Raw genomic sequence first — 11,510 nt, forward strand, 5'->3', positions numbered from 1 at the left:
CTGCAGCATTAGCACGTGCATCATTCCTCGTGTGATCGTAGTTTGTTATATCAAGCAGATGACCGCCTACGATATCACCCTCGGTCTCGTGGGCTCGGAGAGGTGCATAAGCGACAGGGCCCGGCCCGGCCCGCGCCGGCTCAGTCCTCGCCGTCCAGCCGGAAGCCGACCTTGAGTCCCACCTGGTAGTGCGCGATCGCGCCGTTCTCGATGTGGCCGCGCACCTGGGTGACCTCGAACCAGTCCAGATGGCGCAGCGTCTGGCCGGCCCGGGCGATCCCGTTGCGGATGGCCTGGTCCAGGCCCTCGTGCGACGTACCGACGATTTCGGTCACCCGGTAGGTGTGGTTGGACATGGGGCTCTCCCGAGGGTGGTCTGATGCCTTGTACCACCGTGCCCCACTATGTCCCGCTCCGCGAGGTGAAATCTGCCGGGTGGAGTGCCGCCAGACCCTTGACCCGTTCATTGGTCTATGCCAATTTCGAGCCATCTCAGATCCGTCTCATATCCGCCACCCGAAGGTGACCTTCCGTGAAGATGCGCTTCCTCGCCCTGTGCACCGCACTCGTGGCCGCCACCGCCCTCACCGGCTGCGGCGGGCTCTCCGGCTCGGGCTCGGACACGCAGAAGGTCACCCTCTGGCTGATGAAGGGCAGCGCCTCGGACGACTTCGTCAGGAAGTTCACCGCTTCCTTCGAGAAGGAGCACCCGGGCATCGACCTGGAGGTGAGGATCCAGGAGTGGACGGGCATCGGCGCCAAGGTCAACGCCGTCCTGAACGGCACGGGCAAGGAGAGCGCCGACGTCATAGAGGTGGGAAACACCCAGGTCGCCCAGTACATCGAGACCGGCGGCCTCTCCGAACTCACCCTCGAAGGCCTGCGCACCTGGGGAGCCAAGGACTGGCTGAAGGGCCTCGCCGACCCCGGCAGCATCAACGGCGCCCAGTACGGAATCCCCTGGTACGCGGCCAACCGCGTGGTCATCTACCACAAGGACCTGTTCGCGGCCGCCGGCATCAAGGAGCTGCCCCGCAACCGCCAGGAGTGGATCACGGCCACGCAGAAGCTCGACAAGGGCGACCAGCAGGGGATCTACCTCGCCGGCCAGAACTGGTACGTGCTGTCCGGCTTCGTCTGGGACGAGGGCGGCGAGCTCGCCGTGGAGACCGGCGGGCTGTGGGTCGGCACCCTCGACAGCGAACCCGCCCTGGCCGGCATGGAGTTCTACAAGAAGCTCCAGGCCCTCGGCGACGGCCCCAAGGACGCCGACGAGGAGACGCCCCCGCAGGCGGAGGTCTTCGCCCGCGGCCAGGTCGCCCAGATCATCGCCCCGCCCGGCCAGGCCGCCCAGATCGAGCAGCTCAATCCCGCCCTCAAGGGCAAGCTCGGCTTCTTCCCCATCCCGGGCAAGACCACCGGCACCTACGGCTCGGTCCTCACCGGCGGCTCCGACCTGATCATCCCGGAGCGGACGCGCAACCGCGCCGCCGCCGTCGACGTCATCACCGCCCTCGTCAGCGAGAAGTGGCAGACGGAGCTTGCCCGTACGATGAGCTACGTACCGAACAAGACCACGCTCGCCCCCGTGGTCCAGGGCGACGACGGCGCCGCGGCGATGGCGCAGGGAGCCGCCCAGGGCCGCGCCACCCCGAAGTCGGCCCGCTGGGCCGAGGTCGAGGCCAAGAACCCGATCAAGCCCTACATGACGGCCGTGCTCACCGGGCAGGACCCGAAGCAGGCCGCACGGGCGGCCTCGGACACGCTCGGCAAGGTGCTGAGCTCCGACCGGTAGCCCGGCGCCCCGGAGCCCGCCCCGCAGCGCCCGGGCGCCGATTCCCGCCATTCAACAGCCGCACATGTACGTGCCGCTGCCCGGTCATGTCGAATCCAGCCGGTCACGGAAGAAACGTAGTGAGCCAGGCCAGCAGGACCCGGCCTGGCTCCCGCCTTCCGGACCAGGAGCCGCCATGACCATCGCCCCCCTCTCGCCCGTCCAGCCGGCCACCGGCCTGCCCGCCCCCCGCTACGCCGTACGGCTCGCCCGCGACGAGCACGAGGTGCGCGCCGCCCAGCGGCTGCGCCACCAGGTCTTCGCCGGCGAGATGGGCGCCCGCCTCGACGGGCCCGAGCCCGGCCTGGACTCCGACGCCTTCGACGCGTACTGCGACCACCTGCTCGTCGTCGAGGAGGAGACCGAGCAGGTCGTCGGCACCTACCGGCTGCTGCCCCCCGAGCGGGCCGCCGTCGCCGGCCGCCTCTACTCCGAGGGCGAGTTCGACCTGTCCCGCCTGGCGCCGATCCGCCCCGACCTGGTCGAGGTCGGCCGCTCCTGCGTCCACCCCGCCCACCGCAACGGCGCCGTCATCGCCCTGATCTGGGCGGGCCTGGCCCGCTACATGGACCGCTCCGGCCACAACTGGCTGGCCGGCTGCTGCTCGATACCGCTGGCCGACGGCGGTGTACTGGCCGCCGCCACCCGCGAGACCGTCCTGGCCCGCAACCTCGCCCCCGAGGAGTACCGTGTCACCCCGCACCACCCCTGGAGCCCCGAGGGCATCACCCACCCCGAGCGCATGGAGCTGCCCGCCCTGCTGCGCGGCTACGTACGCCTGGGCGCCTGGGTGTGCGGCGAGCCCGCCCTCGACGTCGAGTTCGGCTGCGCCGACCTGTACGTCCTGCTCTCGCTGCGCCGGACCAACCCCCGCTACCTGCGCCACTTCCTCTCCCTCGCCCCGGCCGCATGAGCGTCTGGCTGCCCACCGCCCCCTGCACCCCCGCCGGCTGCGCCGCCCACCAGGGCCGTGCGGCCACCGCGGCGCACGCCCTCCTGCGGCTGGCCGGCGTCGCCGCGCTGGTACTCCTGGGCATCCTCGGCGCCCCGCCGGTGCGGCTGCTGCCGGACCGGCCCCGCCGGGCGGTGATCCGCACCTGGAGCCGCGCACTGGTCCGGGCCTTCGGCATCCGGACGACCGTCCACGGCAGCCCCGGCCCCGACGGCGGGCGGCTGATCGTGGCCAACCACATCTCCTGGCTCGACATCCCCCTGGTGGCCGGCGCCCTGCCCTCACGGATGCTGGCCAAGGGGGAGATCGGCCGCTGGCCCGTCCTCGGCCGGCTCGCCGCCCGGGCCGGCACCCTCTTCATCGAGCGCGACCGGATACGGGCCCTGCCCGCCACCGTCGACACCCTGACCACCGCCCTGCTCGACGGGGACCGGGTCACCGTCTTCCCCGAGGGCAGCACCTGGTGCGGCCGCGCCCAGGGACTCTTCCGCCGGGCGGCCTTCCAGGCCGCGCTCGACGCCCAGGTCCCCGTCCAGCCCGTCCACCTCGCCTACCTGCTGCCCGACGGGCGGCCCGCCGGCGCGCCCGCCTTCGTCGGCGACGACCCGCTGACCGCCTCACTGTGGCGGATCGCCCGGGCCCGGGGCATCCGCGCCGAGCTGCGGCTGCTGCCGCGCATCCCGCCGGGCCGGCATCCGGACCGGCGGGAGCTCGCGGCGGCGGCTCAGTCCGCCGTCACCTCCTCCTCCGGCGTACCGGCCGTGGCGTACCCGCCCGTCGACGCCGTCCGCAGCACACCGTCGGCCACCGACAGCGACAGCGCGAAGCGGCCCGCCGCATCCGTCCACCACTGCGTCAGCTCCAGGCCCGCCGCCGCCAGTTCGGCGCGCACCCCCTCCTGACGGAACTTCGCGGAGACCTCCGTCAGGATGTCCTCGCCCGCCTCCATGGGCACCACCAGGTCCAGGGCCCGGATCTTCACCACCACGTCCGACCGGGCCCGCAGGCGCATCTCGATCCACTCGTGCTCGGCGTTCCACAGCGCCACATGGTCGAAGTCGGCCGGGTGGAAGTCGGCGGCCAGCTCGCGGTTGACGACGGTCAGCACGTTCTTGTTGAACTCCGCCGTCACCCCCTGCGCGTCGTCGTACGCCGCCACCAGGACGGACTCCTCCTTGACCAGGTCCGTGCCCATCAGCAGGGCGTCCCCGGGCGACAGCATCGCCCGGATCGAGCCCAGGAACCCGGCCCGCTCCGGCGGCAGCAGATTGCCGATCGTGCCGCCGAGGAACACCACCAGCCGCGGCCCGGGGGCTGGCGGCAGGACCATCGGCCGGGTGAAGTCGGCCAGCAGGGCGTGTACCTTCAGACCGGGATGCGCGTCGAGCAGGGTCTGCGCCGCCCCGGCCAGCGCGCTCTCGCTGACGTCCACCGGCACGTACGTGTCGAGCGCCGGCAGCGCCTCGATCAGGTGCCGGGTCTTCTCCGAGGACCCCGAACCGAGCTCGACCAGGGTGCGCGCCCCGCTGGCCGCCGCGATCTCCTGGGCCCGCTCCAGCAGGATCTCCCGCTCCGCCCGCGTCGGGTAGTACTCCGGGAGCCGGGTGATCTCCTCGAACAGCTCGCTGCCGCGCGCGTCGTAGAACCACTTGGGCGGCAGCGACTTGGGGGTGCGGGTCAGGCCGTGCAGCACGTCGTGGCGCAGTGCCGAGTCGGCGGCGTGCTCGTCCAGGGTGCGGGTCAACTGGAAGTCACTCAACGGGAGATCTCCTTGAGCGGGGTGAGGGCGATCCGGGAGCGCGTGGCCGTCAGCAAGGTGCGGTCGGGCACCTCGGTCCAGCGCTGGTCGTCGTCGTAGGGCTCCGACGCGACGACGGTGCGTCCGCCGCCGGGATCGGCCAGGTACCACAGTGAGTCCCCCCACGCCGTCGCGGCGATCCGCCCCCCGTCGGTCACCAGCAGGTTCAGCCGGGAGCCGGGCGCCGCCGTGGCCATTTCCCGCACCGCCTCCGCCAGCGCCGACCCGAGGTCGTCGCCGGACCGCAGCCGGTGCAGCACCAGGGCCCACACGAAGGCGGAGTCGCTCCGGGCGGACAGCTCCAGCAGCGCCTCGGGCGGCAGCTCGGCCGCCGGCCCGGCGGCCGCGTGCGGCCAGTCCCGCACCGCCCCCTGGTGGCTGAACAGCCACGGCCCGTCAGTGAACGGGGCCGCGGCCGCCTCCCCGTCCGCCCCGGCCAGGGTGGCGTCGCGTACGGCGGCCAGGAAGGCCTCGCTGCGCACCACCCGCGCGAGGTCGGCGAAGGACTCGTCGCCCCAGATCGGAGCGCCGCGCCGGTAGCGGGCGGGGACCGGATCCCCCTCGGCGTACCAGCCCACGCCGAAGCCGTCGGCGTTGACCGTGCCGTAGCGCTGGCGGCGCGGCGCGTACGACTGCCGCACCAGCCCGTACTCCGGGTCGACGAGCAGCCGCCCGAGCGGTATCGGCGGGCCCACATAGGCCAGGTGACGGCACATCAGGCATCCCTCGCGGTACGGAAGCCGGAGAAGATCTGCCGGCGCACCGGAAGGTCCCAGTTGCGGAAGGTGCCCCGGCACGCCACCGGGGCCACGGCGAACGAACCGCCGCGCAGCACCTTGTGGGCCGGACCGAAGAACACCTCCGAGTACTCCCGGTAGGGGAACGCCCGGAAGCCGGGGTAGGGCAGGAAGTCGCTGGCCGTCCACTCCCACACGTCGCCGATCAGCTGCCGCACCCCCAGCGGGGACGCGCCCGCCGGATAGCTGCCGGCCCGGGCCGGGCGCAGATGGCGCTGGCCGAGGTTGGCACGGTCCGGGGTGGGGTCCGCGTCACCCCACGGGTAGCGGGTGGAGCGGCCCTGCGCCGGGTCGTGGCGGGCGGCCTTCTCCCACTCGGCCTCGGTCGGCAGCCGGCGCCCGGCCCACCGCGCGTACGCGTCCGCCTCGTACCAGCTGACGTGCAGCACCGGCTCGTCGCCCGGCACCGGCTCGGTGACCCCGAAGCGGCGGCGCAGCCACACGCTGCCCTCGCGGTGCCAGAAGAGCGGGGCCTCGATGTCGTGCTTGCGGATCTGCTCCCAGCCCTCCGGCGCCCACCACGAGGGCTCGTGGTAGCCGCCGTCGGCCATGAACGCCTGGTAGTCGGCGCAGGTCACGGGGACGGTGTCGATCCAGAAGGCGGACGTCTCGCGGACGTGCGCCGGCCGCTCGTTGTCCAGCGCCCACGGCTCGGTGGAGGTGCCCATGGTGAACGGGCCGGCCGGGACCAGGACCTCGCGCACCGCCGGTGGCGGCCCGGCCGGCGGAGCGGGGTCGGGGGCCGCGAGCACCGGCTCGCCCCGGCGCAGCTGATGGGTGATCAGCATCGTTTCGTCGTGCTGCTGTTCGTGCTGGGCGATCATGCCGAAGGCGAAGGCGTCGGCCAGCAGCGAGGTCCCCTCCAGCGGGGTCCGCTCCAGCAGGTCGAAGACCTGCCCGCGCACCTGTGCCGCGTACCGGCGGGCCGCGGCCGGGCCCAGCAGGGGCAGCCGGGGCCGGTCCGCGCGGGGGTGGGCGAAGGCGTCGTACAGCGGGTCGATCTCCGGGTGCATCGGCGCCCGGCCGGCGACGTTGCGCAGCAGCCAGAGCTCCTCCTGGTTCCCGATGTGCGCGAGGTCCCACACCAGGGGGGACATCAGCGGGGAGTGCTGGGCGGTCAGGTCCTCGTCGGTGACCGCGTCGGTCAGGGCCTTGGTGCGGGCCCGGGCGGCGGTGAGCTCGGCCACGGCCCGCTCGCGCAGCGGGGGCCGGTCGGCGCGGACGGTTTCGGTGGTCACGGGCGCGGTTCCTTCCCGGGGATCGGGGTCCGGTCGGTCGGGGGCCGGTGGGTCGGGGGCCGGTCGGACCGGGCCCGGTCGGTCGGGGCCCGGTCGGTCAGGGCCCGGTCGTCGTCGGCCGGGCAGCGGCCGCGCAGGACGTAGCGCTCGGTGAAGGCGCCGACCGCGTCGACGACCTCGGTGGGCGCGCCGAGCCGCGGCAGGGCGTCGGCGGCGGCCAGGAAGCAGGCGGTGGCGGCCGCGGCCAGCTCCGGGGCCGCGGGACCGCGCTGGGCGGCCGTGCGCCAGAGCCGGTTGCGGGGTGCGGGGCCGGGACCGTAGGTGTCGGCGAGGGCGCTGGTCGTCCGGTACGCGGTCTCGGCCGCCTCCGGGTCGTCGAAGAGCGCGTGCACGACGGCCACCGGCACGACCCAGCCGTCGTCGCCGGGCTGTGCGTCGATCATGCGCAGCTCCAGGTGGCCGCGCGGCCGTACGGGCGGGAACAGTGTGGTCAGGTGGTAGTCGAGGTCCTCGGCCGTGGGCGGCCGGGGCCCGCCCGCGCCGCGCAGCCAGTCCCGGAAGGTCAGCCCGCGGGGGACCTGCCAGGGGCCCTCCCCGTCCGAGCGGACGCACATCACCTCGGTGTCGAGGGCGTGCCGGGTCCAGCCGGTGCGGGGCGCCGCCTCCAGCGGCGGGGCGAGCGCGCGGCGCGCGTCGAGATCGGCCCACAGCGCCTGGCGCGAGCACCGCCAGCCCGCGTACGGGCCCTCGTGCGCGGGGGAGTTCGCGAACGCCGAGACCAGCACCGCGCCGAGCAGGTGGGCCAGCCGCCAGCGTCGGTCGTGTCCCATGGGGCCCGGCTCCTCGTGGCCGGCGTCGACACAGACCTGGACGGAGGCGGAGGAGCGCATCATGGCGCGGCCGGCCGGCCCCGTGCGGTCGAAGTAGGCCTCCATGGCCTCGTAGCGGGGATCGGTCAGCAGCCGGCGGGCCGGGCTGCGGGGGTCGTGGCCCCGGCCGTGGAGCACCAGGCCGAGGTCGAGCAGGGCCGTGCGGACGGCTGCGAGGTCCGCCTGGAGGTCCGCGACGCAACTCGTGAGGGAGGCGGCGGGGGCGGAGCTGAGCTCCAGCTGGCCGCCGGGCTCGACCGTGAAGCGGGAGCGCAGCGGCAGGGCACGGGCCGCGTCGTGCGCGGCCCCGAGCCGGTCGGGGGACAGCGGCCGGGCCGGGCGCTCGGCGTCCAGCACCAGCCATTCGAGCTCGGCGCCGAGGAGCCGGGGCGGGCCGGTCTTGAAACAGATGCCGTGGACCAGATCCTCGGCCTCGGTCTCGGTGAGCGTGCGGACGGGGCGGGCGGCCGCCTGGGACGGGGCCCGGGAAGACGACTGGGACTGGGTCTGGGTCTGGGTCTGGGACTTGGTGGGCGACTGCGACTGCGACTGCGACTGCGACTGCGGCTGGGGTCGGGGCCCGGGCCGGCTGCGGTGCCTGGGCGGCGAGGCCCCGTGGCGCGGGGTCGGGGGCGGTGAGGTCTGGGACATGACCGGTTCCTCGTCTCCTGTCGTGTGCCGTGACCGTGGTGTCACCCGTGCCTACCCGTTCCTCACAGACCCCGAATCGTGCGATCCGTACCGTGAATTGCGTTGCCCACCGGGTCCCGGGGTCGTGAGGATGGCCGGATGAGCAGCAGATTGCGCGCGATCGCGCAGGAGAACGCGGAGATCGTGGCGGCCGGCGGGTACCGGACGCGGACCGGACGGCAGGTGTCCCTGGCCGCCGCTGTGGCGGATGCCACAGCGGGAACCAGGATATATGGCCCAAACCAGGTCATCACAGATGATTCGCCCGGTAGGGGGCGGTCGCCGGAGAGGGCGCGGACCCTGGTCGAGGTGACGGGGGAGAGCAGTACGGTCGCGGCGCGCAGGCTCGCCGCCGACGGGCGGGTGGCGGTGCTGAACTTCGCGTCGGCCCGCAATCCCGGCGGGGGCTACGTACGCGGGGCCAAGGCCCAGGAGGAGGCCCTGTGCCGGGCGTCCGCCCTCTACGAGACCCTGCTGCGGGCCCCGGAGTACTACGCGGCGCACCGGGCGCTGCGGACGGCCCTCTACACCGACCGGGTGATCCACTCGCCGGGGGTGCCGGTCTTCCGGGACGACCGGGGCGAGCTGCTGGAGGAGCCGTTCCTGGCCGGATTCCTCACCTCCCCGGCCCCCAACGCGGGCGTGGTCCGGCGGCAGGAGCCGGAGCGGGCGCACGAGATCCCGGCAGTGCTCGCACGCCGGGCGGAGCGGGTGCTGGAGACCGCCGTGCTGCACGACTACCGGCTGCTGGTGCTCGGCGCCTGGGGCTGCGGGGTGTTCCAGAATGACCCGGCCGAGGTGGCCGGGGCCTTCCGCACCCTGCTGGAGGGCCGCTTCGCGGACGCCTTCGACCACGTCGTCTTCGGCATCCTGGACCGGGACGGGGCGACCCGCGAGGCCTTCGAGCGGGTCCTCGCGCCGACGCTCTAGCTCTGCCTACTAGCCCCGCCCGCCGGAGCGGCCCGCCGGCTCCGGCGGGGCGGAGCGGGGTGCCGACCGGGGCACCGGGACGGCGGTGACGGGCATGCCCGCGCGCAGCTGCCAGGCCGCCCCCGCGAACAGCGCCAGCGTCAGCAGGGCGTAGGGGGAGGCGAAGGCCTGCTGCCACCAGGCCATGTGCAGGTCCGTGTCGCCCTGGTGCGGTACGAGCCACAGCGAGCGGGACGCGAAGGCCACCGTGACCACCAGTGCCGTGCGCTGGTACCCGCCGGCCGCGAGGACGGCGATGAGCGGTACGCACCAGACCCAGTGGTGCGACCAGCTGATCGGCGAGACGAGCAGCGCCGTCCCGGCCGTGATCAGCACGCCCCAGCGGTCGCCGCGGCCGGGCGTCCGGTAGGCGCGCCGGGCCAGCCACAGCGCGGCACCGCACGAGACCGCCGCGGCGAGCGGCCACACCCAGCCGGAGTCGGCGGTGTGCAGCACGCGCGTGACCAGCCCCTGGAGGGACTGGTTGTCGATGATCCAGACCTTGCCCACCCGGTCGGTCTCGAACAGCCTGCGGGTCCAGAAGTCCACGCTCGCACCCGGCAGCACGAACACCCCGAACAGGACGGACCCGACGAACGTCGCGAGGGCGGTCAGACCCGCCTTGATCCGGCCCGTGATCAGCAGATACACGATGAAGATCGCCGGGGTCAGCTTGATCCCCGCGGCGATGCCGAGGGCGATGCCCTTGCCCGGGGCCCGGTCGTCCCGTCCGAGGTCCCACAGGATCAGGCAGGCCAGGGCCAGGTTGACCTGCCCGAAGAACAGCGTCTGGAACACCGGCTCCAGCCACAGCGCGAGGGCGACCGCCGCCACCAGCAGCCCCTTGCGTCGGGGCAGCCCGGCGAACCGCCAGGACAGCCCGACCAGCAGGGCCAGCAGGGCCACGTTCCCGGCGAAGAAGGCCGCCTTGAGCAGGCCCACCGGCAGCCAGGTCGTCGGGACGAAGAGGATCGCCGCGAACGGCGGGTACGTCGCCGCGAGCTGCCCCTCCGTGACCCGGAAGCCGTAGAGGTCGGTGCCGCCTGCGACGGCGGCCCCCTCCGCCCGGTAGACGAGGGTGTCGACCATCGGGAAGCGGTCGAGGAGGAAGAACGCGGCCATCGCGAGGAGCGAGGCCGACAGGAGGAGGACCAGGACGGGGCGCCGGGTACGCGGCGGGCAGATGGAGGTGAGTCTCCGGATCACTCGCGTGACCCTAGCGGACGCTGAGCGTGATCAGTAGAGCAGCACGCAGCCACGAGGCGCAGGTCACGCCCTCGCCCGGCCACCACGGGCGCGCCGTGCGACCTCGTCCGGCCACCGCAGGCGCATCTCACGCCCCTCGGCGCCGCGACCAGCCTCCGCGACCCGTCGCCGGAGCGGGTGCCGGATCGGGCGACGGATCGGGCGACGGAGGTTAAGACGTACCCATCATGACAGGTCAGAGGCCGTTTTCGTAGGACGGACAGCACAGCTTCCAGCCATTGTCCGGGGCCCGTTCGGCCTCCCAGAATCGCCGTCATGAATCACTCTCGGAAGATCGATCAGGACGCGGTACTACGAGCGAGGGTGTTGCTGCTCGGATCCGGTGGGATCGGGCTGAAGGAACGGGTGGACGCCTACCGGGTGCTCGCGGAGGTGAGTCCGAAGGCGTATCTGCCGCTGCTGAGCCGGTGGCTGCTCGCGCTCCCCGCCGAGCGGAACGGCTTCGGTCCGGACACGGAGCTGAGGATCGTGGACGAGGCGGTGGCGGCGGCCCGGCGGATCCACGAGGACTGGCCGGGCCGGTACGAGCTGCTGACCCGCGCACTCCAGGCCCGGGCGGGGCTGCTGCGCAGGGCGGGGCGCCCGGAGGAGAGCCTGGCCGTGTGCGAGGAGGTCGCGGCCCTGAGCGCCGAGGCCTACCGGGCCGGCCGGGTGGCGAGCCCGGTGCACGGCCTCGGGACGCTGGCCGACGGCCTCACGGACGTGGGCCGGCACGCGGAGGCGGCGGTGCTCCGCGGCCGGATCGTCGCGGACACGCGGGCGGGCGAGCGGTCCGCCGGCGACACCTTCCGGGAGGTCGTGCGCTGGGTGACGGCCCTGGACCGGGCCGGGCAGCCCGACGCGGCGCTGGACGCCTTGGCGCAGCTGGTCGCCGACAACCGTGCGGACCTGCGCACGCGGAGCCGTTCGCCCCACGGCCCGCTGTGGACGCTGCTGTGCTACGCGCGGCGGCTCGACGCCCGGGGCGGCCGGGCCGAGGAGGCCGGGGCCGCCCGGCGGGAGGCGGGGGAGGTGCGGCGCGCCCGTCTCTTACACACACCTGACGCTGCCGACGCGCCTCAGCGTGTAGCGCCGGCTGGGACGAGGGTTCGTTGATG

10 protein-coding genes and 1 pseudogene are annotated in these 11,510 nt (G+C 73.8%); 5 read left to right on the forward strand and 6 right to left on the reverse strand.

Annotation, left to right across the window (positions count from 1 at the left end):
• Window positions 1-140 precede the first annotated feature (140 nt).
• Window positions 141-356, reverse strand: a complete 216-nt coding sequence (locus tag GPJ59_RS26560; RefSeq protein WP_219670229.1) for a dodecin — start codon at window positions 354-356, stop codon at window positions 141-143.
• Window positions 357-532: 176 nt separating this feature from the next.
• Here GPJ59_RS26560 and GPJ59_RS26565 point away from each other — a divergent pair, with 176 nt between their 5' ends.
• The 3 genes and pseudogenes from GPJ59_RS26565 to GPJ59_RS26575 form a co-directional block, all read left to right on the forward strand.
• Complete coding sequence (locus GPJ59_RS26565; RefSeq protein ID WP_374200908.1) at window positions 533-1,795, forward strand: extracellular solute-binding protein; 1,263 nt, start codon at window positions 533-535, stop codon at window positions 1,793-1,795.
• 175 nt (window positions 1,796-1,970) lie between these two features.
• Entirely contained in the window at window positions 1,971-2,747 is a 777-nt protein-coding gene (locus GPJ59_RS26570; RefSeq protein WP_219670230.1) for a GNAT family N-acetyltransferase, read from the forward strand.
• Window positions 2,744-3,271: pseudogene (locus GPJ59_RS26575) on the forward strand (lysophospholipid acyltransferase family protein); the annotation flags it as partial. The gene GPJ59_RS26570 and the pseudogene GPJ59_RS26575, both read left to right, overlap by 4 nt.
• 239 nt (window positions 3,272-3,510) lie before the next feature.
• On the opposite strand, the gene egtD reads toward GPJ59_RS26575, so the two are convergent.
• The 4 genes from egtD to egtA are packed head-to-tail and all read right to left on the reverse strand — an operon-like array spanning window position 3,511 to window position 8,139.
• A complete protein-coding gene (egtD, locus tag GPJ59_RS26580) occupies window positions 3,511-4,545 on the reverse strand; it encodes an L-histidine N(alpha)-methyltransferase (protein ID WP_219670231.1) in 1,035 nt (344 codons plus the stop codon).
• The gene (gene egtC / locus GPJ59_RS26585; RefSeq protein WP_219670232.1) at window positions 4,542-5,300 is read right to left on the reverse strand and encodes an ergothioneine biosynthesis protein EgtC; all 759 of its coding nucleotides are present in this window, start codon (window positions 5,298-5,300) and stop codon (window positions 4,542-4,544) included. Before egtC ends, egtD begins: the two co-directional genes overlap by 4 nt.
• Complete coding sequence (gene egtB, locus GPJ59_RS26590; protein WP_219670233.1) at window positions 5,300-6,619, reverse strand: ergothioneine biosynthesis protein EgtB; 1,320 nt, start codon at window positions 6,617-6,619, stop codon at window positions 5,300-5,302. The genes egtC and egtB overlap by 1 nt, the downstream gene beginning before the upstream one ends.
• Window positions 6,616-8,139, reverse strand: coding sequence for an ergothioneine biosynthesis glutamate--cysteine ligase EgtA (gene egtA, locus GPJ59_RS26595; protein ID WP_219670234.1), 1,524 nt, complete (start codon window positions 8,137-8,139; stop codon window positions 6,616-6,618). The genes egtB and egtA overlap by 4 nt, the downstream gene beginning before the upstream one ends.
• 138 nt (window positions 8,140-8,277) lie before the next feature.
• Here egtA and GPJ59_RS26600 point away from each other — a divergent pair, with 138 nt between their 5' ends.
• Entirely contained in the window at window positions 8,278-9,108 is an 831-nt protein-coding gene (locus tag GPJ59_RS26600) for a TIGR02452 family protein (RefSeq protein ID WP_219670235.1), read from the forward strand.
• Window positions 9,109-9,117: 9 nt separating this feature from the next.
• Here the strand turns inward: GPJ59_RS26600 and GPJ59_RS26605 are convergent, their stop codons facing one another.
• Window positions 9,118-10,269: a glycosyltransferase 87 family protein gene (locus tag GPJ59_RS26605; protein WP_219670238.1), complete on the reverse strand. Its 1,152-nt coding sequence runs from the start codon at window positions 10,267-10,269 to the stop codon at window positions 9,118-9,120.
• A gap of 399 nt (window positions 10,270-10,668) precedes the next feature.
• Here GPJ59_RS26605 and GPJ59_RS26610 point away from each other — a divergent pair, with 399 nt between their 5' ends.
• The gene (locus tag GPJ59_RS26610) at window positions 10,669-11,508 is read left to right on the forward strand and encodes a hypothetical protein (RefSeq protein WP_219670236.1); all 840 of its coding nucleotides are present in this window, start codon (window positions 10,669-10,671) and stop codon (window positions 11,506-11,508) included.
• Window positions 11,509-11,510 lie beyond the last annotated feature (2 nt).

Origin of the sequence: Streptomyces bambusae, assembly GCF_019400985.1 — a bacterium.
GTDB classification, from domain to species: Bacteria; Actinomycetota; Actinomycetes; order Streptomycetales; family Streptomycetaceae; genus Streptomyces; species Streptomyces bambusae_A.